17 protein-coding genes are annotated in these 19,085 nt (G+C 62.9%); 10 read left to right on the forward strand and 7 right to left on the reverse strand.

Translation table 11 applies throughout. The features are described 5' to 3' along the window. Nucleotides 1-32: 32 nt before the first annotated feature. The 3 genes from A3M7_RS0121595 to A3M7_RS0121605 form a co-directional block, all read right to left on the reverse strand. Nucleotides 33-1,367 (reverse strand): IS5 family transposase, encoded by a 1,335-nt coding sequence (locus A3M7_RS0121595; protein ID WP_027545743.1) that lies wholly within the window; start codon nt 1,365-1,367, stop codon nt 33-35. A gap of 231 nt (nt 1,368-1,598) precedes the next feature. Then, on the reverse strand, nt 1,599-2,435 hold the full coding sequence (locus A3M7_RS0121600; protein ID WP_027545744.1) for a hypothetical protein: 837 nt from the start codon (nt 2,433-2,435) through the stop codon (nt 1,599-1,601). 328 nt (nt 2,436-2,763) lie between these two features. Next, on the reverse strand, nt 2,764-4,218 hold the full coding sequence (locus A3M7_RS0121605; protein ID WP_027545745.1) for a DUF1254 domain-containing protein: 1,455 nt from the start codon (nt 4,216-4,218) through the stop codon (nt 2,764-2,766). 660 nt (nt 4,219-4,878) lie between these two features. On the opposite strand from A3M7_RS0121605, the gene A3M7_RS0121610 reads away from it, so the two are divergent. Beyond that, nucleotides 4,879-5,154: a hypothetical protein gene (locus A3M7_RS0121610; protein ID WP_027545746.1), complete on the forward strand. Its 276-nt coding sequence runs from the start codon at nt 4,879-4,881 to the stop codon at nt 5,152-5,154. A 177-nt stretch (nt 5,155-5,331) separates the two neighbouring features. Here the strand turns inward: A3M7_RS0121610 and A3M7_RS0121615 are convergent, their stop codons facing one another. The 4 genes from A3M7_RS0121615 to A3M7_RS0121630 all read right to left on the reverse strand — a co-directional run bounded on the left by A3M7_RS0121615 (nt 5,332) and on the right by A3M7_RS0121630 (nt 9,460). Further along, on the reverse strand, nt 5,332-6,360 hold the full coding sequence (locus A3M7_RS0121615) for an ABC transporter permease (protein ID WP_027545747.1): 1,029 nt from the start codon (nt 6,358-6,360) through the stop codon (nt 5,332-5,334). Nucleotides 6,361-6,372: 12 nt separating this feature from the next. After that, on the reverse strand, nt 6,373-7,875 hold the full coding sequence (locus A3M7_RS0121620; protein ID WP_027545748.1) for a sugar ABC transporter ATP-binding protein: 1,503 nt from the start codon (nt 7,873-7,875) through the stop codon (nt 6,373-6,375). Nucleotides 7,876-7,896: 21 nt separating this feature from the next. Further along, entirely contained in the window at nt 7,897-8,919 is a 1,023-nt protein-coding gene (locus A3M7_RS0121625; protein ID WP_027545749.1) for a sugar ABC transporter substrate-binding protein, read from the reverse strand. Nucleotides 8,920-9,055: 136 nt separating this feature from the next. Continuing rightward, entirely contained in the window at nt 9,056-9,460 is a 405-nt protein-coding gene (locus A3M7_RS0121630) for a globin (RefSeq protein WP_027545750.1), read from the reverse strand. 480 nt (nt 9,461-9,940) lie between these two features. On the opposite strand from A3M7_RS0121630, the gene A3M7_RS0121635 reads away from it, so the two are divergent. The 9 genes from A3M7_RS0121635 (at nt 9,941) to proS (ending at nt 19,080) form a co-directional block, all read left to right on the forward strand. After that, nucleotides 9,941-10,315: a DUF2946 domain-containing protein gene (locus A3M7_RS0121635; RefSeq protein ID WP_027545751.1), complete on the forward strand. Its 375-nt coding sequence runs from the start codon at nt 9,941-9,943 to the stop codon at nt 10,313-10,315. 85 nt (nt 10,316-10,400) lie between these two features. Then, nucleotides 10,401-12,800 carry a TonB-dependent receptor domain-containing protein gene (locus A3M7_RS0121640; RefSeq protein ID WP_027545752.1) on the forward strand — a complete coding sequence of 800 codons (2,400 nt, stop codon included), beginning with the start codon at nt 10,401-10,403 and terminating at the stop codon, nt 12,798-12,800. 26 nt (nt 12,801-12,826) lie between these two features. Further along, nucleotides 12,827-14,038, forward strand: coding sequence for a sialidase family protein (locus A3M7_RS0121645; RefSeq protein ID WP_027545753.1), 1,212 nt, complete (start codon nt 12,827-12,829; stop codon nt 14,036-14,038). After that, on the forward strand, nt 14,035-14,532 hold the full coding sequence (locus tag A3M7_RS0121650; protein ID WP_027545754.1) for a TlpA disulfide reductase family protein: 498 nt from the start codon (nt 14,035-14,037) through the stop codon (nt 14,530-14,532). The genes A3M7_RS0121645 and A3M7_RS0121650 overlap by 4 nt, the downstream gene beginning before the upstream one ends. A gap of 28 nt (nt 14,533-14,560) precedes the next feature. After that, nucleotides 14,561-15,082, forward strand: a complete 522-nt coding sequence (locus A3M7_RS0121655; protein WP_027545755.1) for a copper chaperone PCu(A)C — start codon at nt 14,561-14,563, stop codon at nt 15,080-15,082. Then, nucleotides 15,082-15,513, forward strand: a complete 432-nt coding sequence (locus tag A3M7_RS0121660; RefSeq protein WP_027545756.1) for a hypothetical protein — start codon at nt 15,082-15,084, stop codon at nt 15,511-15,513. The genes A3M7_RS0121655 and A3M7_RS0121660 overlap by 1 nt, the downstream gene beginning before the upstream one ends. A 20-nt stretch (nt 15,514-15,533) precedes the next feature. Then, nucleotides 15,534-16,052, forward strand: coding sequence for a YcnI family protein (locus A3M7_RS0121665; protein ID WP_027545757.1), 519 nt, complete (start codon nt 15,534-15,536; stop codon nt 16,050-16,052). After that, the gene (locus A3M7_RS0121670) at nt 16,052-17,608 is read left to right on the forward strand and encodes a CopD family protein (protein ID WP_027545758.1); all 1,557 of its coding nucleotides are present in this window, start codon (nt 16,052-16,054) and stop codon (nt 17,606-17,608) included. The genes A3M7_RS0121665 and A3M7_RS0121670 overlap by 1 nt, the downstream gene beginning before the upstream one ends. Nucleotides 17,609-17,760: 152 nt before the next feature. Further along, nucleotides 17,761-19,080, forward strand: coding sequence for a proline--tRNA ligase (gene proS, locus A3M7_RS0121675; RefSeq protein ID WP_027545759.1), 1,320 nt, complete (start codon nt 17,761-17,763; stop codon nt 19,078-19,080). Nucleotides 19,081-19,085 lie beyond the last annotated feature (5 nt).

Below are 19,085 nucleotides of genomic sequence, written 5' to 3' on the forward strand. Positions count from 1 at the left end.
GTCCTCCGTGAAGAACGCGGACGACCGCTGATTTAAGCGATCTTTTGAGCCGGGACAGTTTCGGCGAAGGCCCGGATGATGGCACGCAAGAGTTCTGCGAGCCACCGCAGGAGCAGGCCGAAGTTGTAGCCGGCCGCGGCGAGGACGGCGTTGATGCGGTCGCCGACGCGGCCTTTGAGATAGTTGCGGTCCATGCGGTGCTCGGCCTTGACGTGGCCGATGACGGGCTCGACGGCCGCACGACGCTTCATCTCGCGCCTGATGGAAGCCGTGACGCGGCGGACCTGCCCCGAGATCCAGACCCTGAGCCGGTGCGGGTGGTTGTGGCCGCGGTACCCTTTGTCGACATGGATGCGGCGAGCCTCCACGCCGGTGAGCTTCTCCATGTCGGCGACCACGGGGCCGAGCGTGTGCCCGTCGAACGGATTGCCGTGCAGCGCTTTGGCATGGAGCACGAACTGTCCGCCCTTCGGGGACGTCACGGGGGTGGCGATACTGACCTTGCAGCCGAACTCGTAAGGCGCACGGGCTTTCCCCTTGCCGATGCACTCGACCTCCGGGGCATGTAACGCATAGACCTTGGGGCCGCGCTGATGCTGATCCTGGGTGCGCACCCGCTGCGCCAGAGCGAGCAGCGGGCCGAAGCGAGCTTCCAGCGCCGCATCGCCATCAATCTTGCGGCGGATGTCGCGGATGATCCGGCCAAGCCGCGTCCGCAGGAACTTGAGTTGGCGCCGGGCGCGCTTGAACTGATGAGCGTGGGTATAGCGGCCGACCATGATGGCGGCGCGCTTCGCCAGGCGCAGATAGCTCTGGCGCAGCGGCACACGGTTGCGCTTGGCGAGCCCGACGAGCTTGGTGATGGCCCGATGCATCAGCCGCGCGTCGGTCGGATGCGCAACGGCCTTTGGCTGCACCGTGGTATCGACCGCCACTCGCTCCAGGTCCTTGGGACCAATGGCGCCAGTCTTGTGCGCCACCGACAGACTTTCCTGGATCAACGCGACGAGCTGCTCCTCGCCGAGCCGCTGGCGCCAGCGCGTCATCGACGATCGATCGAACGGCAGCCGGTGGCAGAAGCTCAACTCGCCGCAGAAGTATTGGTAATAGGGGTTCTCGATCCAGCGGGCGCACAGCACCTCATCCGAGAGATTGTGCATGTGCTTCAGGATGAACAGGCCGGCGACAAGCCGCGTCGGCAGGCCAGGCTGCCCCGGACCGGTTTGGCACACCGAACCAAAGCGGTCATCCAGAAACTTCCAGTCGATCAGCGCCGCCAACCGCACCAGCGGGTGGCCCATGTCGATGATTTGATCGAGGGCCGGAAGCAACAGGTCTTTCTGGCGATCATCCCGCGGTTTGCTCATCGCCTTCCCTAATGCCGATGACCCGTCATCAGGGAATCACGAATCGCTCGAAACCAAAATCCCAAAACGCAAGAAAGCGCGGCCCAACACCCAGCTTTCCTGCAAAATCGAATACTTTATCGAGACAACTTCTGCCTATCTCTCAGGTCGATCTGCATTCTTCACGGACGACTAAGTTCGCCGGCTGCCACCGCTCGCAGCGTCAATTTCCGTGGAACGTCGATGCCCGCTTTAACGCGTGGACCATGGCCATGAGATTGACGGTTGCGGCTTCTTGGCTTGCGGCCGCTCCGGGGGGCGCGCAGGCCTTTGCGTTTGGACGACATTGGCCGACTGCCGCGGACGTGGCAGCGGTATGTCGGGTACCACTTTGGGCTCTTCAGAGCTCACCGCTGGTGACGCTTCGGGCATCGTCTTTGGCTGTTCTGGGATCGTCGCTGGCGACGCTTCGGGCATTGCCTTTGGCTCTGAAGCGTTGGCGATGACGCGCGCGAGTTGGTCATGACTTGCGTTGAGCCGCTCGGTGAGCGTCTGGTTTTCGCGCGCCATTTGGATCTGATCGGCCCTGATCTGGAAGATGATGCCGTTGTTGCGCGCCGATTCCTCTCGACTCTCCTTGAGTTGGCTTGCCAGATTTTCATTGTCGCGGATCAATTGTTCCTGCCTCGCCTTAAGCTGTTCGACCGTTTGGCTCAAGGCAGCAAGATCACGCGCCGTCGTTTGGAACTGCTGCGACGACTCGGGACGCAGGGCAACGGCAGTCGGCACGACCGCCTCCGGCGCGGCGGCGCGCGCCAGAGGTGCTGGGTCTGAGGGAGGCATCTTTGCCGTATCGGCGGAGAATGACCACCACCAGGCAACCACACCAAGGGACACTGCCAACAGGGAGCCGACGAAAGCCACATAGCGCCAATCCGCCTGAAGCGTTGCCAGCAGGATGGGAAACCGCTTGATGCTGGTCGGCGCGGCCGCAGAACTGACTCCTGCTTCGCGTGCCAGGTTCGACAGTTGCTCCTCCAAGCTTGCGATCTGCCCTTCCACGAGCCTGTCGTCCAGCATGGAGTTCATTTGATGCTCCGTATCAAAATGCAATGGCATTCGCGTGAGAGCGATCGGCGCGTGTGCGCTACGGCGAGCGAACACTCAACGCATCGGTAATTGGGCCTGCGAGGATTGTTTCTTGCCAGCCGCTCGGTGTTGATTTTTAACGCAGCCGAGGAGGGCGGAACTATGTTCGTATTTGGAGAATTATGGAAGGAGTGCTGACCCTTCAGCGACAGGCTTGCACCAGAGCCATTGAGCCTGACCGCCAAGCCGCGGGTTCAAGCGTCTCACCGCCTGCTTCGCGTTCGCGCCGTCGGACGCCGGCGCCGAAGCGCCGGCGTGCCGTCAGCTTTTATTGGGCCGATATGCCGACCGTTGTTTGTGACTTCACAACCGGCGGCGGATTCCATTTTCCGGTCAGCGCTTCCGACTTCGGCGCGTACAGGCGCATGGTCAGATTGAACGGCGCCTTCGGTGCAGGAAGCCAGTTGGCCTCGAGCTCCTTGCCGGGGCTCGCGTTCTGGAAATAGAGTTCGAGCGAACCATCCGCATTGTACTTGAACGGCATCCAGCTAGAGACCGCAAAGCGGTTCAGCGTGTTGCCGACCTGGAAGCCGTCCTGATCGTAGAGGGTGATCGACCAGAACGCGTTGACAGGCGGCGTTGCGCCCTTCTCGAAAGTGAGGGTGTATTTGTTCGCGCCATCGAGCGGCTTACCGGTGTCGTCGGCGAGATTGAGCGGATAGATGGCATCCTCGACCACGTTGGCGCCAAGCCCCTGCTGCGCGAGAATGGCCCGCTTCAGGTAATAGTTGCCATAGACGCCCACCGTGTCGGTGTTCATCCCCCAGCCGTTGGCAACCCGCGCCAGCGTCGGCAGCTTCCAGGCCATCAGCTTCTGCGCGTCCTGCGGTGCGGTCTCCAGCGCCCTTTGCACGGCCGGGTCGAGCTTGCCGATGTCAAAGCTCTTGCCGGGCTCGATGCCGATTCTCTTCATCTGCGCAATGATCGGCTCGTCGGTGACATGAGGCGGATGCTGCTTGAGCAGCTCCGCAGCATTGGCGAAATACACGCCGGCCGTCATGGTATCGACCTGGGTTTTCGGCGGCGTCTTCATGTCGACGCTTGGGTCCGGCTTGAATTCGACCGGCCTGGGCGTTTTGCCATACTCGGAAAGCAGGGTGACCTTGTAGCCGGCCTGGATCTTGTGGACCGCATCATAATCCGGCGGCCCGTCGGTCTTGGTCCGGCCGATCAGCCAGACGTAGGGCGTTGGCGCGTCGATGCGCTGGGTGTCTTTTGGAAGCTTGAACTCTTCAGCGAATCTGTCGCGCAGATCCGGCCGCCAGTTCGCCGGTGCCACCAGGAACGTCCCGGCCTTGGTGCCCGTCGTGCGCCAGCCCGGCGATGCGAAGACGTCCGTCCACATGTCGAGCATCGGCAGCAGATAGTAGCGCCCATCGGTATCCGGCGCCGAGATGACGACCGGCTCCTTGGTCATGTCGAGCCAGGAGACGGAATACAGCGTATCGAAGTTGGAACGCACCACGCCTTTGAAATCCGCCGGCGGGTATTCGGGCACGTTGACGAACGTGTTCATCGGCCCCTTGAAATCGGTCGTGCCGTTGGTGAATTGCTTGCGGGATACGTCCATCGACATGATGGAGTAGAAGTAAATATAGGCGTCGACCGCGATGGCGTGCGCGTCCTGTTCGGTGATCGGCGGCGCCGATTGAGCCAGCGTTGCTGGTGCTGTCGCCGCACCAAGGCAGAGAGACAATGTCAGTGGCAGGAATCCTCGAAACATCTCGAACCTCCTCTGCTGATTTTTGATTTGGATTTACGGCTTCGTTCAGTTCTCCTTGTCCAACGTCGGAATCGTCTCGCCTCTCGTGACGGTCGAGCCCGGCGTATTGTCGATCAGTTGAGCCACATCATATCGCCGGAGCCTTGGCCCACGCGTCGCGCGCGTTCTCCGCGTCTTCAATCATCTCAATGATAGGGTGGAAGCAGGGCTACCGCGTTTCGGGCGAGCGATGCTTCGGTCCCGCGCAACGTCGCGGTTACGGCGAGCATTCCGAAAATGTGATTCAGCATTGTGATACGCATGACATCATTCCTCGTACACACAACCACGGAACGACTTGAAACACTCGGCTTTGGCGCGCCAGGGCGCGCATCTTCCAGCAATATGCGATGCATCAAACGCTTGACGGCGTATGCGGGAATCGAAATGAGGCGCAGTGAAAAAGTTGCGACGAGGCCATTTCTTGAAACCCCCTTGCGAATGGAACGCTAGCACAACCGTCCAGTGAGGACCAGCCTTGGTCATTATTTTGTGCTATGGGCCGGCGTGTACAAACGCGCTTGACGCTAAGCTGGGGTCGTCCAGGCGCGGACAACACCGGTGTTTCTGCTATAGTGCGACATTCGAACTCGCGGGGCGGCTGCTTCAAGGGTTGAAATCATGCACAGAGCATCTGGATCATTACTGTTTGCCTTTGCTTTTATGCTTTTTGGTCCGCAAGTGTGGGCGCAGCAAATTCCGGCCGAAACGATTCAGGGAATGCTGGCGGCCCAGATCCGCACACAAGGCTTCACTTGCGAAAAGCCACTCGGCGCAAAGAAAAATGCGAGGTTGTCTCAACCTGATCGCGACGTTTGGGTTCTGAAATGCAGCAACGCCAGGTTCAGAATTACCCGCGTCCCCGACATGGCGGCAAAGGTCGAACCGCTCCCCTGAGCTCTGTGCTCCCTACGGGATCGGCGCCATGATGGCGTTGTGCTCCTGTCTTGCCCGACGAGTCAAACGTCGGCGCGGTCGCACTTGCGCAATCGCGGGTTTGGTAAGCGGCTGAACTTCCTCACAGTTTCTACTGTGCATGGGGTTGTTTTCGCAGTTTTTGTTTTTGAGGGCGGTCTACTCCGCCGCTTTCTCCCGCAGCCGCTGCGCATAGACGTTGATGACCAGCGCCGCCAGCAGGATCAGGCCGCGGATCAGGATCTTCAGGAAGCTGTCGATGTTGACGTGGTCGAGGCCGTTGTTGAGGACGCCGAGCACGAACAGGCCGACGATGGTGTTGCCGATGCCGCCGCGGCCGCCGAACAGGCTGGTGCCGCCGACAACGACCGCGGCGATGGAGTCGAGCAGATAGGTGTCGAACTCGTTCTGCTGCGCGCTGCCGAAATGCGCGACGCCCAGCATGCCGCCGATGCCGGAGCACACCGCCGAGATCACCATGACGGCGCCGAGGATGAGCTTGACGTTGAGGCCGGAATATTCGGCCGCCTCGCGATTGCCCCCGACCATGTAGACGTAGCGGCCGAAGCGCGTGTAGGTCAGCACCAGGTGGCCGCCGAGCAGCATGATGGCCGCGACGATGACGATCCATGGGATGCCGCCGATCGAACCGGACCCGAGCGTCGTGATCAGGCCGGGGACCTTGTAGGCGATCTGGCCGCGCACCAGCAGCGCCGAGATGCCGGCCGCGATCTGCATCATCGCCAAGGTCATGATGAAGGAGGGGATGCCGATCACGGTCAGTCCCAGCGCGTTGACGAGCCCAAGCAGCGCGCAGAGCAGGATCGACAGCAGGATCGCAACCGCGCCGGGTAGGGGGATGTTGGCGATGTTGACGTAGGACTCCTGCAGCGTGAAATAGGCGACCGCGATGCCGGTGACGTTGGCGATGCTGGCGATGGAGAGGTCGATCTCCGCGCACAGGATCACGAAGGTGAGGCCGACGGCGATGATGCCGGTCACCGACACCTGCGTCAGGATGTTGCCGAGATTGTCGAGCGTCGCGAAGGAGGGGCTCGCAAAGCAGAAGAAGCCAGAGAGGAAGATCAGTGTCAGGAACGGTGCTATGTTGCGCATCTGCGAGCGCAGGAAGGGCGCGAGACCACGCGCCCGATGAGCTTCAGCAAAGGCCGTCTCACTGCTCGCCATTGTGCTTCTCCGTCAAGCCGCTTCCAGCAGGCGGTCCTTGCTGACCGGTTCGTTCTTGAACTCCCGCACCACCGCGCCGCGCTTGAGCACGAGGATGCGGTCGGCCAGCGACAGCACCGTTTCCGGCTCGGTCGACAGCACGATGATGGCGAGCCCCCTGGCGCGGAGGTCGCGGACGATGTTGATGACGTCGTTCTTGGCGCCGACATCCATGCCGCGGGTCGGCTCGCACAGCACCAGCAGTTTTGGCGGAAAGGTCAGCCATTTCGCCAGCGCGACCTTCTGCTGGTTGCCGCCGGAGAGCATGCCGAGATCGAGGCCGACCACGGGCGGCCTGATCTGGAGCTGCTCGACCTGTCGTTTGGCGATGTCGCGCTCCTGCGCGGGCTTGAGCAGCAGCGACGAGATGCGGCCCAGGATGCTGATCGAGATGTTCTTGTAGACCGGCTCCTGGTGAAACAGCATGTCACGCCGACTTTCCGGCACCAGCGCAACGCCCGCGCGCCGGGCCGCCGCCGTGCTGGCGAAGGTCTTGGGCGTGCCCTCGACGGCGAGCGTGCCGCCGTCCGGCTTCAGCTTGCCGAACAGGATGCGCGAGAGCTCCTGCTGGCCGCAGCCCATGAAGCCGTAGATGCCGAGCACCTCGCCGGCACGCGCCTCGAAGGAGATGTCCTTCAGGCTGCGGGCCAGCGAAAGCTGGTCGACCTTCAGGATCACCGAGCTGTCGCTCGGCTGGGGCAGCATCAGATCGTCGGTGTAGCTGTGCTCGAGCACTTCGCCGCCGCGGCCGATCATGGCCTCGATCAGCGCGCCCTTGCTGGTCGCAGCGCTCGCTGTCTCCGCGACCTTCCGTCCGTTGCGGAACACTGTCACCGTGTCCGACACGAGCAGAATGTCCTCGATGAAATGCGAGATGAAGACGATTGCAGTGCCTGCCTCGCGCAAGCGCCTGAGCGTCGCGAACAGCCGCTCGACCTCGGGCGGGGAGAGGGCGGAGGTCGGCTCGTCGAGGATGACGATGCGGGCGCCGGAGAACAGCACGCGGGCGATCTCGATCAGCTGCTGGAGCCCGATCGGAAGGTCGCCGAGCCGGCTCATGGGATCGACGTTGATGCCGAAGCGGGCAAGCTGCTCGCCGGCCTCGCGCGCCATGCGCCGCCACTGTACCAGGCCGAGGGCGTTGGTCGGCTGGTTGCCGAGGAAGACGTTCTCCGCGACCGTGAGGTCGGGCGCGACGCTGAGCTCCTGATGCACCATGGCGATCCCGGCCGCATGCGCGTCGCGCGCCGAGCGGAAATGGGTCTCCTTGCCGTCGACCAGGAAACGGCCGGTGAATTCGGTGTGCACGCCGGCGATGATCTTCATCAGCGTGCTTTTTCCGGCGCCGTTCTCGCCGACGAGACCGTGGATCTCGCCGGGATGAAGCGCGAAGTCGACACCACGAAGCGCTTCGACGCCGCCGAAGCTCTTCGTGATGCCTTGCAGTTCCAGGATGGGCGAACGATCCTCTCGCATGAAAGTTCAGATCTTGGAGGCTCAGATCAGGAAGTGATCCTGCATCCACTGCATTCCGGCGGCGTTGGCCTTGGTCACGACCGGGCCGTCGGTGACGACGTTCTTGGGGATGCCCTGTCCGCTCTTCTCGCCGCCGACCACGGCGGAAACGCCCGCAATGATCGCGCCGCCATGGATGCGGCAGGACGGATTACGCACGGTCGCGAACATGCGGCCCTCGCTCACCGCCTGGATCGCGGGTGGCATCGCGTCGACGCCGCCGATCAGGATGTTGGTGCGATTGCGCGCCTTCATGATGTTGGCGGCGGCGAGCGCCATGTCGTCATTGTGGAAGAACGCCGCGTCGATCTGCGGATATTTGGTCAGATAGGTTTCCCAGAGGCGCGCGGTTTTCGACACGTCCCAATCGGCGGGCTGGGTGTCGAGCACCTCGATGTTCGGGAATTGCTTGACGACACTGTTGAAGCCCTTGGCGCGCCCTTGCGCGCCGGTATGGCCGAGCGCGCCCTGCGTCATGATGATCTTGCCCTTGCCGCCCATGGCGTTGCACAGCGCCTGCGTCACCGAGGCGCCCATGAACTCGTTGTCGGGGGCGAGGAAGGAGTGGACGTTGATCTGGTCGAGCGGAGCAATCAGCGTGTCCATGTCGATCACGGGCGTGCCGGCATCGATCATCTTCTGCACGGGCTGGGTGAGGGTGCCGATACCGAAGGCCTGGATCGCGACGAAATCCCATTTCTGTGAGGCCATGTTGTCGATCGCGGCGCGCTGCTTCACCGCATCGAGCTGGCCGTCGAACCAGGTGACTTCGACGTTGAACAGCTTGCCCCAGAATTCCGCGGCCTGCTTGCCCTGCGCGCACCAGGTCGCCTGGAGACCTGCGTTGGAGAACGCCGCCTTCAGCGGCTTCTCGGATCGTCCGACTTCGGCGGCAAGGGCGGGGTTTATGCCCATGCTGCCGAGGATGGCAGTTGCGGCGCCGGCGGTCGCTGCCGCCTGAAGAAGATCGCGCCTCGTCGTCGAGAAATCTTTCGTCCCGGACATCGCTCGCTCCCATAAATTTAGTCGGCGCGTCATTGATTGCGCGACCGATGTCCGAAAGTGTCTCACAAGAGTTGATGCCACTCAATCTGCAATCAGTCGCGAGATCGCCGCAGCCGCGTTGGTGCAGCGCAAAGCGTCAGGCCTGAGCGGCGGCGTATATGTCGATGTCGACGAGCAACGTGTCCCAGGCCTGCGCGATATCTGGCGCCCATTCGGCGCCGAGCAGCTCGCGCAGCGTATCCCTGATGACGGCGAAGAAGGCAGTGAACAGCGCGCGCGGCGTGCCATAGGCATCGTGCGAGACGACCTCGCAGGCGATCAGCCGGAAATGTCCGCTGCGTTCGCCGGCGAAGTCGAGGATCGCCTCGATCGCCAGCGCAAGCATCGATCCCTTCACGAGTTCGCTGCCTTGCGAGCGGAACATCGCTCGCGTTTCCGGGTGCTCAGTGAAGAGGCGTTGGTAGACCAGCGGCGTGAGATCCGCGCAGCGCAAGGCCGCGCGTTCAAAGCTCTGTTCGACCGGATTGGGGGAGACATTCATCGGCGTAGGCGCCATGCAGACAAAAAAAGAGCGGGGCCCTAGCCCCGCTCAAAAATTGTGTCGACCCTATTATCCCCGATTCTAAGATTTGCTCTTGATTGACGGGGCGACGCTGCGTTTTGCGCGCCAGGGGCTCCTCCCGAGACTTGGACCACCAGACTTCGACCTCTCGGCCAGCCTGAGCAAGAGGGATGCTAGATCAACTTTTCTCACTTGTCATCATTTTCAGCAACGATTGTTCAAAATAAGAGCAGCTAACGAAACGATCGAGCTCTTGGCCATGTAAGCATATGACAAATATAAGAAATCTGTGGATGGGCGGGGCGGGTCGGCTGCCTCAAATGCCGGACCCGACCCCCGATGGAGCGCCCCGACCACAGTTTTCGGCAAATTTGCGCTGGACCAAGCGGGCGGCGGAACTGACCTCGACTCGGGTCCCGGCGAGGTGTTTAGTTAGCGCACGAACGAATGGTTCGGTGGATGCGCGCTCGGCTGCAAAAATTCCTACCCCTGGTCCTGCTCGCCCTGGTGATGCAGGTGCTGGCGCCGATTGCCGCCTGTTGGGCGGCCGGTCAGGCTGTGGCCGATCCGCTGTCCGCCGCGGTCATCTGCCACAGTGCGAATGAACAGGGCGGCCTGAACGATCAGACCGGCACGCCAACAGCGCATGGCGCTGCGTGCGCGCTCTGCTGTCTAGCCCAGGCCAACGCGTCGCTCGATTCGTCGCCAGAGGTTGCGCTGGCCGTTCCCTTCCGCCACGCCGAGCGCGTGACGTGGCACGTGGCGAACACGTCCGCTGTTTCCCTCCATAAGGGCGGAAGTGCCCAGGCGCGCGCGCCTCCTCGATTTTCCTGACGACCCTCGTTGTCGCCGTGGTCCGTCCGCTGGCGACTGATGCTGTCGAATGGCCGGAGAGAAAGCCCGGCGTCAGGAATGCCCCATGTTAAAGTGTCATGCCCGCCGTGGCGTGAGCGTCGTCGCGGTTCAGGCCGCGCTGCTCGCGTCGTCGAGCGGAGCCTTTGCCCAAAGCAGCAATACCGCGCTTCCCCCGGTGACCGTCGAGGCGCCGCAGGCTGCCCGAGCCAAACCGGTCACCCGGCCATCGAAACCGCGCTCCGCTTCGGCGGGCCGCGCCGCAAGGCCCGCGACGCCGAGCGCAAGCGTCAGCGCGCCGACCCAAAACAAAGTGGTGACTGCCAGCGCCGCGCGAGCTGGTCTCAATCAGGCGCCGGCCGGCCAGACCGCGACCACCATCGATCGCAGCCAGTTCGACAATCGGCCCGCGTTCTCGGTGAGCGACGTCTTGCGGGATAGCCCCGGTATTTCGATCAAGCAGGGGAATGGCCCGCGCGATTTCGGCATCTCGATTCGCGGATCCAACGCCCGGAACGGCTTCGGCATCCGCAATCTCGTGATCTTCGACGACGGCTTTCCGGTGACCCAGCCGGACGGCCTGTCGCGGAGCGACCTGATCGACCCCCATGCCTATGGTGCGATCGACGTCATCCGTGGCCCCTCGTCGGCGCTGTATGGCAACTACGCGACCGGCGGCGCGCTCAATTTCCGGACTCGCCCGGGCGGCACGATCGACGGCGTCGAATACGGCGTCGACGGCGGCAGCTACGGCTATCTCAACAACTATCTAGCGGCCGGCAAGAAGGTCGGGAATTTCGAGGGCTCACTGTTCGCAAGCGACGTGCGGGGCGACGGCTATATCGGCAACAGCTGGTTCAACACGCAGACCGTCAACTTCCTCGGCACGCTCAAGGCGACGCCGGACGACCGCTTCACGGTCAAGATCATCAACAATGACCTGAGCACGCGGTTGCCGATCCGCTCCTCGCTGAACCAGTACTATCAAAACCCGTTCCAGCAGGGCTGCGCGACTGGCGTCACGGCCGCGGCCGGATGCGGTACGGTCAGACTCTTCAATAACGGCTTCAACGCAACCGGAGGAACCGACACGGAGACGGCCGTGCAGGCCGGGCTCGGCCGCAACGACCGCCGCACCATCGTCGGCGGCCGGTGGGAGCACGATTTCGACAATACGACGACGTGGCGAAATCAGTTTACCTTCGACGACAGGAACATCAACCAACCGACTGGCACGACCAGCGCGATCGGAGATTTTCCCTCGTACAACTACATGAGCGATCTGACCAAGCGCGGCGAGATCCTAGGATTGGAATCGACCGCGTTCTTCGGCGCCTTCTACAATACGCTGACGGCGTCGAGCGACACGCGAAACGTGATGCCGGGCGGCAACGCGACGCTCGGCAGGCTGTCGAGCAATCTCTACAGCGAAACGACCAATTACGGTGTTCGCGCTCGGGAAGAGCTCAAGCTGACCACTTCGTTGACGGCGGTCGCCGGCGTCGGTTGGGAGACAACTCTCCTCAAGGGCATCAATACCGCCTATTCGTACACCGGCCCCACTGGCATTACCACGACAACACCAACGACCGCGGACCGGCAGTTTCAAAATACCGCGCCAGAGCTGGCGCTGCTCTACAATCTCAACAACGAATGGCTGTTCCGGGGACGGGTCGCCACGGGATACGGCACGCCGCAGGTTTCGAATCTGTTTGTCGTTCAGACGGGATTATCGGGCAACAATACCCAACTCCAGGCCCAGAAAAACCTGGGCTACGATCTTGGTTTTGATTGGACGCCGAATAACACGCTCAAGCTCAGCGCGACTGGCTTCTACGAGTTCTTCCGCAACGAGATCGTCAATCAGGCGACTCAGGTCAATGGCGTAACCTATTCCTTCAACGCACCGCGATCCGAGCATCGCGGCATCGAGCTTGCCGCCGACTGGAAGTTCTATCCGGGCTGGCGATTCATGGCCGCGTACACCTATCTCGACGAGGTCTACACCGAGTACGTCGAGAATATCACCAATGTCTCGGTATTCAGCTTCAACCGGGCCGGCAACAAGATCCCCGGCATCTCGCCCAACGAACTGACGGCCCGGGTCGGTTACGACGAGTTTGCCGGGCCGCTGGCGGGCCTCGGAGGCTTCGTGGAGGTCCAGTGGAAGGACTCCTTCTACATGGACAATGCAAATCTGCTGAAGGCGCCGGGCTACGAGCTGGTCAATGTGAACGTCCACTACAAGACCGATCTGGTGTCCGACACTTTCAAATCCCTTAACCTATTCCTCGAAGTCAGGAACGTGTTTGACCGCACCTATGTTGCGTCGGCAAACAACATCGCCAATACGGTGACGACGGCCGGCCTTCAAAATCCTGCGAGCGTGCTCGCAAACACGACGGGATCGATCTATGCGGGCTCGCCGCGCCTGTTCGTTGCAGGTATGAAGGTGGCATTCAAATGATCCGAGCTCGCGAACGGAGTAGGGCGATGGTCCGAACTGGCTTGCTTGGGATGGTCGCTCTCGCCCTCTTGCAAGGCGCGGCGTTTGCACAGATGCACACACAGCATGCATCTGAAGCGGCGTGCGAAGAGCCGACGCTGCGTTGTGCAACCAAGGTGACGCCGGCCTTCGGTCCGGACGGGACGCTGTGGCTTGTCTGGATGGCGGGCGGGCAGGTCTCCGTCGCAAGTTCGCGGGATGCAGGGCGCAGTTTCTCGACCCCCAGCCAGATTACGACGAAGAGGCTGAACCTCGATTGGGGGCCGGATGCGCGGCCGAAGATCGTGGTCGATCGCAAGGGTGGCGTCGCGCTCGCGTTCTCGATCTTCAGGGACGAGGCGTTCAATGGCCAGGTGCTCTACACGCGCTCGGCCGATGCCGGAAAGAGCTTTGCTGAGCTCAAGCCGATCACCGCCAGCAACGAGAGCCAGCGTTTTGAGGCGCTGGCGCTTGATCAGGACGGAACGGTCTTCGCGGCGTGGCTGGACAAGCGCAATCGCGTTCTCGCGAAGGAAGCGGGACAGAAGTACGAGGGAGCGGGGCTGTACTTCGCCTCGTCCGGCGACGGCGGCGCGACCTTCGCAGAGGCTCGGTTGGCACGCGAAGGCACCTGCGAATGCTGCCGGTTGGGGCTGACATTCGCGGCGCCCGGGCGGCCGGCTGTGATCTTCAGGAACATTTTTGACGGCGGTGTGCGCGATCATGCGGTCATGACCTTTACCGACGTCGCGACTCCAGGTGAAATCCGCCGGGTCAGCAACGACGACTGGCAGATCAACGCCTGCCCGCACCACGGGCCGAGCCTGACGGTTGCGCCGAACGGGACCTATCACGTCGCCTGGTACACGAACGGGAAGGCGCGGAAGGGATTGTTCTATGCGCACTCACGCGACGAAGGTCGCACGTTCTCTGCGCCCATGTCGCTGGGGCAGCCGGGTCGCAATCCGACGCGCCCCTTTGTGCTCGCAGGCCCGGCGGGAACTTTGATGATTTGGAAGGAGTTCGACGGCGAGAAGACATCGGTCCAGATGACGATCTCCCGTGACGATGGCGAGACGTGGTCGCCGCCGAAGACGATATCGAGTACGACCGATACATCCGACCATCCCTTGCTGGTGTCCAATGGCCGACAGGTCTACCTGTCATGGATGACGAAAGCGGATGGCTATCGCCTCACAGCGATCGAGGACCAACCATGAGACGTCAATTTGCGGGCCTTCTGTGTCTGGGTCTCCTGATCGCATCGGCGTCGGCGCTCGGGGCGCCGCCGGCCCTCAAACCGTTCGAACGCGGCACCTGGCAAGGCGTGCTCAAAGGCCATGCGGGTCGTCCGACTCTCGTGCATTTCTGGGGCGTGACCTGCGGGCCCTGCAAGGTCGAATTGCCGCTGCTCGGGCAGTTTGCGAAGGATCACCCCGGGATCGACGTCGTCACGATCAGCGCCGATCTCGTGCCGAACCTGCCGGCCGCGGCGCAATCGATGCTCGACAAGGCGGGGCTGTCGTCGACCGAGAATTTCATCTTCAGCGACGGCTTTGTCGAGCGTTTGCGATTCGAGATCGATCCCGCCTGGCAAGGAGACATTCCGAGGACAATGCTCATCTCCCGGGACGGGACCATCTCGACGATCGAAGGTTCGGCCGAGATGGATGATCTCGAAAAATGGTCGGCGCAGCAACTCTCCCCACACTGAAATTCAATCTACAAACAGGAAGACCGATATGAAGACAATGTTGAAAGATGTGATGCTCGCCGCGTTCGCTCTTGCGCTCTGCGCCGCACCCGCGTCGGCCGACGACGTCAAGGCCGGCGATCTCGTCATCTCGCAGGCCTGGAGCCGGGCGACGCCTGGTGGCGCCAAGGTCGCGGGCGGCTATCTCACCATCGAGAACAAGGGCACAGTGGCGGACAGGCTGGTCAGCGTTTCCGCCGATATCGCCGGCAAGGCCGAGGTCCACGAGATGGCGGTGGACAATGGTGTGATGAAGATGCGTCAGCTCGACAAGGGGCTGGTGATCGAGCCGGGCAAGACCGTGAAGTTCGCGCCCGGCGGCTATCATTTGATGCTCCAGGAGCTGAAGGGTCCGTTCAAGCAGGGCGACAAGGTGCCGGTGACGCTTCAGTTCGAGAAGGCCGGCAAGGTCGCCGTTTCCCTGGACGTCCAGGGCGTCGGCGCGCAGGCGCCCGGCGACGGCGGGCACATGATGAAAAAAATGCCTGACCATTCGGGAATGAAGATGTGATGAAGCGGATCAAGTCCCCGATGACCTTGCCTCGAAATTTCGCGGGCCTTGCGCTCGCGGTGGCTGCGTTGCTGTCGCTTGCCGCGACACCGCTTGCGGCGGCGACCGACGACGACAGTTTCTTCACCCATCTGCACACCGAGAAGGCGATGGCCAATGTCACGGTCTCGCCGGGCCGGGCTGGTCCGGTCGAGATCGCGATCCAGCTCGAGACGACGGACGAGGCACCGCTCACGGCTAAAGCCGTGTCGGTGACGCTCGTGGACCAGTCTGGCAGGAAGCTCGCACCGGTCGAGGCTTCGCGCGACGGTGAGGACAGCTGGCATGTGAAGGTCGCGCAATTGACGCCGGGACGCTGGATGCTGGGCCTCGGAATTTCGATCTCCGAGGCCGATCATGTCAGCATTGAATCGCCGATCCTGATCAAATGACGTTGTCGAGGGTGCTGAACATGTCGAAGAGATCCTGCCTGATCCTGATCGCTGCACTCGCCGCATCGCCGGCGTCGGCGCATATCACGCTGGAGACCAAGCAGGCGGCGGTTGGCTCGTACTATAAGGCCGTCTTCGCCGTGCCGCACGGCTGCAAGGGCTCGCCCACGGTGAAGATCCGGGTGCAGATTCCGGAGGGCGTGATCGCGGTGAAGCCGATGCCGAAGGCGGGCTGGAGCGTCGACGTGGTCGAAGGCAAATACGCCAATGAGTACGATTATCACGGCAACAAGCTCTCCTCCGGCGTCAAGGAGGTGGCGTGGTCCGGCGGCAAGCTGCCGGATCACAATTACGACGAGTTCGTCATCAGCAGCTTCCTCACCGAGAGCCTGAAGCCGAACACGATTTTGTACTTCCCCGTCGTCCAGGAATGCGAGACCGGCGTCAGCCGCTGGATCGAGATCCCGGCGGAAGGGGCGGCGCATTCGCACGAGGGCAAGTCGCCGGCACCTGGCCTGAAGCTGTTGCCAAAGCCCTGATGCGCCTGCTGGCCGCGCTCGCGACGCTGCTTCTTGTTGTCGGCTTCGCGACCGGCGCCTTTGCGCATGCGGCGCTCGTCGCGGTCGAGCCGGCGAGCGGCAGCATGCTTGCGACCGCACCGAAGGCGGTGGAGTTGCGCTTCAACGAGGCGGTGACGCCGGGCGCGATCCGGCTGATCGACGGCGCGGGCAGGGCACGGGACGATGCGCGCGTCAGCGCATCGGGCGAGACCATCTCGGTCGCGCTGCCGGCCGACCTGCCGCAGGGCACGGCGGTTGTGAGCTATCGCGTGATCTCCCAAGACGGCCATCCCGTCGCGGGATCGGTGATCTTCTCGATCGGCATGCCGACGGGAACGCAACCTCCTGCCGCTACGGATAGCGGATTGAACGCGCTGATCTGGCTGGTGCGGGTCGGTCTCTATATCGGGCTGTTCGTCGGTGTCGGCGGTGTGTTCTTTGCGCGCTGGATTGCATGGTCGATGACAGGAACCGCCGTGGCGCGTGTCGCGCTCGTGGTTGGCCTGCCGAGCGCTGTTGTCGCCCTTGGCGTCCTGGGCCTCGATCTCCTCGGCCTGCCGCCAGCGGCTCTCGCGACCGTTACTCCCTGGAAGGTTGCGTCCGCGACGAGCGCCGGTCCCGCAGTGCTGGTCGCCGTCACCGCGATGCTGCTGGCGATGCTGGCGCTGCGTGGTGCGTGGTACGCGCGGGCGCTTGCGGCCATTGCGTTTGTCGGCGTCGGCTTGTCGCTGGCCATGACCGGACACGCCGCAACGGCACCGCCCGAAATGGTGACACGGCCGGCGATCTTCCTCCACGGCCTCGGCGTTGCGTTCTGGATCGGGGCGCTGGCCCCGCTCGCTGCACTCGTCTCGAAGCCGGCGGCGGCATTGCCCGTCGTGAACCGCTTCTCCCGGATCGCGGTGCCTGTCGTCGCGATGCTGGCATTGACCGGTCTTGCGCTCGCGGTCGTCCAGCTCGAAAAGCCGGCGGCGCTGGTCGAGACCCGATACGGCCTCATCCTCTCGATCAAGCTCGCGCTGGTCGCTGCACTATTGGCGCTGGCCGCGCTCAATCGCGTTCGCCTGACCCCGGCGCTGGCCCAGGACGAGGCGGCTGCGCCGGCGCTGAAGCGCTCGATCCTGCTCGAATTCTTGATCGGCCTCGCGATCCTTGCCGTCGTCGCCGGCTGGCGCTTCACGCCGCCGCCGCGGACGATCGTTCCGGAGACGCCTCTGGCGATCCACATCCACACCGACAAGGCAATGTTCCAGGTCCTGGTCTCGCCGGGCAAGGCCGGCGTCGATGACTTCGTGCTCCAGCTCATGACCGGTGAAGCGACGCCGCTGGCGGCCAAGGAGGTGACGCTGACCCTGAGCCTGCCCGAGCGCGGTATCGAGCCGCTGGAGCGGGACGCTTTGCTCGGGCCGGACGGCTATTGGCACGTGCGCAAGGTCGAGCTGCCCTTTGCCGGCCGCTGGCATGTGCGGATCGATGCGCTGGTGACCGACTTCGAGAAGATCACGCTCGAGGACGAGCTCGAAGTGACGCCGTAAGGGGCACTGCTGCGGTTCAAGCTGAACCTGAAGTCGACGGAAAAATGACAAGGAATTCCGCCGTGTTAGCGGCTTTTCCTCATTCCCGGTCTTGTGTTTTCGCTCCCAATCCGGTTTCACTGCAACCCCTCACTGATTCCCAGAGTGTTGCCATGCGGTTGTCGCGGTTCTTTCTGCCCATCCTGAAGGAAAATCCGAAAGAGGCGGAGATCGTCTCGCACCGGCTGATGCTGCGCGCCGGCATGATCCGGCAGGAGGCGGCCGGCATCTATGCCTGGCTGCCGCTCGGCTTCCGCGTGCTGAAGAAGATCGAGCAGATCGTGCGCGAGGAGCAGGACCGCTCCGGTGCGCTGGAACTGCTGATGCCGACGCTCCAGCTCGCCGACCTCTGGCGCGAGAGCGGCCGCTACGACGCCTACGGCCCGGAGATGCTGCGCATCGCCGACCGCCACAAGCGCGAGCTGCTGTACGGGCCGACCAACGAGGAAATGATCACCGAGATCTTCCGCGCCTATGTGAAGTCCTACAAGAACCTGCCGCTGAATCTCTATCATATCCAATGGAAATTCCGCGACGAGCAGCGCCCGCGCTTCGGCGTGATGCGCGGCCGCGAATTCCTGATGAAGGATGCCTATTCCTTCGACCTCAACGAGGCCGCGGCGCGCGTCGCCTACAACAAGATGTTCGTTGCTTACCTGCGCACCTTCGCGCGGATGGGGCTGAAGGCGATCCCGATGCGCGCCGAGACCGGCCCGATCGGCGGCGATCTCAGCCACGAATTCATCGTGCTCGCCGAAACCGGCGAATCCGGCGTGTTCATCAATCGCGACGTGCTGGACCTGCCGGTGCCCGGCGAGGACGTCGACTATGAGAGCGACCTCACGCCGATCATCAAGCAATGGACGTCGGTCTATGCTGCGACCGAGGACGTGCACGACGCCGCGCGGTTCGAGCAGGAAGTGCCCGCTGACAAGCGCGTGAACACCCGCGGCATCGAGGTCGGCCAGATCTTCTATTTCGGCACGAAATATTCCGAGCCGATGAAGGCGATGGTGGCAGGCCCCGACGGTGTCGACGTGCCGATCCATGGCGGCTCCTACGGTGTCGGCGTCTCGCGCCTGCTCGGCGCCATCATCGAGGCCTGCCATGACGATGCCGGCATCAAATGGCCGGAAGCTGTCGCGCCGTTCCGCGCGGTGGTGCTGAACCTCAAGCAGGGCGATGCCGCGGTCGATGCGGCCTGCGAGAAGCTCTATACGGAGCTCCAGGCCAAGGGCGTCGACGTGCTCTACGACGACACCGACCAGCGCGCCGGCGCCAAATTCGCCGCTGCCGACCTGATCGGCATCCCCTGGCAGATCATGATCGGGCCGAAGGGGCTCGCCGACGGCAAGGTCGAGCTCAAGCGGCGCAGCGACGGCTCACGCGAGACGATGTCGCCTGCGGACGCGGTCGCACGGCTGGTCGGCTGAATATT

The sequence above is a fragment of the Bradyrhizobium sp. WSM2254 genome (genome assembly GCF_000472645.1).
Lineage (GTDB): Bacteria > Pseudomonadota > Alphaproteobacteria > Rhizobiales > Xanthobacteraceae > Bradyrhizobium > Bradyrhizobium niftali.

Coding starts and splice junctions, on each gene's coding strand:
- A3M7_RS0121595 (WP_027545743.1), bottom strand. CDS start 1,367: ATGAGCAAACCGCGGGATGATCGCCAGAAAGACCTGTTGCTTCCGGCC.
- A3M7_RS0121600 (WP_027545744.1), bottom strand. CDS start 2,435: ATGAACTCCATGCTGGACGACAGGCTCGTGGAAGGGCAGATCGCAAGC.
- A3M7_RS0121605 (WP_027545745.1), bottom strand. CDS start 4,218: ATGTTTCGAGGATTCCTGCCACTGACATTGTCTCTCTGCCTTGGTGCG.
- A3M7_RS0121610 (WP_027545746.1), top strand. CDS start 4,879: ATGCACAGAGCATCTGGATCATTACTGTTTGCCTTTGCTTTTATGCTT.
- A3M7_RS0121615 (WP_027545747.1), bottom strand. CDS start 6,360: ATGGCGAGCAGTGAGACGGCCTTTGCTGAAGCTCATCGGGCGCGTGGT.
- A3M7_RS0121620 (WP_027545748.1), bottom strand. CDS start 7,875: ATGCGAGAGGATCGTTCGCCCATCCTGGAACTGCAAGGCATCACGAAG.
- A3M7_RS0121625 (WP_027545749.1), bottom strand. CDS start 8,919: ATGTCCGGGACGAAAGATTTCTCGACGACGAGGCGCGATCTTCTTCAG.
- A3M7_RS0121630 (WP_027545750.1), bottom strand. CDS start 9,460: ATGAATGTCTCCCCCAATCCGGTCGAACAGAGCTTTGAACGCGCGGCC.
- A3M7_RS0121635 (WP_027545751.1), top strand. CDS start 9,941: ATGCGCGCTCGGCTGCAAAAATTCCTACCCCTGGTCCTGCTCGCCCTG.
- A3M7_RS0121640 (WP_027545752.1), top strand. CDS start 10,401: ATGTTAAAGTGTCATGCCCGCCGTGGCGTGAGCGTCGTCGCGGTTCAG.
- A3M7_RS0121645 (WP_027545753.1), top strand. CDS start 12,827: ATGGTCCGAACTGGCTTGCTTGGGATGGTCGCTCTCGCCCTCTTGCAA.
- A3M7_RS0121650 (WP_027545754.1), top strand. CDS start 14,035: ATGAGACGTCAATTTGCGGGCCTTCTGTGTCTGGGTCTCCTGATCGCA.
- A3M7_RS0121655 (WP_027545755.1), top strand. CDS start 14,561: ATGAAGACAATGTTGAAAGATGTGATGCTCGCCGCGTTCGCTCTTGCG.
- A3M7_RS0121660 (WP_027545756.1), top strand. CDS start 15,082: ATGAAGCGGATCAAGTCCCCGATGACCTTGCCTCGAAATTTCGCGGGC.
- A3M7_RS0121665 (WP_027545757.1), top strand. CDS start 15,534: ATGTCGAAGAGATCCTGCCTGATCCTGATCGCTGCACTCGCCGCATCG.
- A3M7_RS0121670 (WP_027545758.1), top strand. CDS start 16,052: ATGCGCCTGCTGGCCGCGCTCGCGACGCTGCTTCTTGTTGTCGGCTTC.
- proS (WP_027545759.1), top strand. CDS start 17,761: ATGCGGTTGTCGCGGTTCTTTCTGCCCATCCTGAAGGAAAATCCGAAA.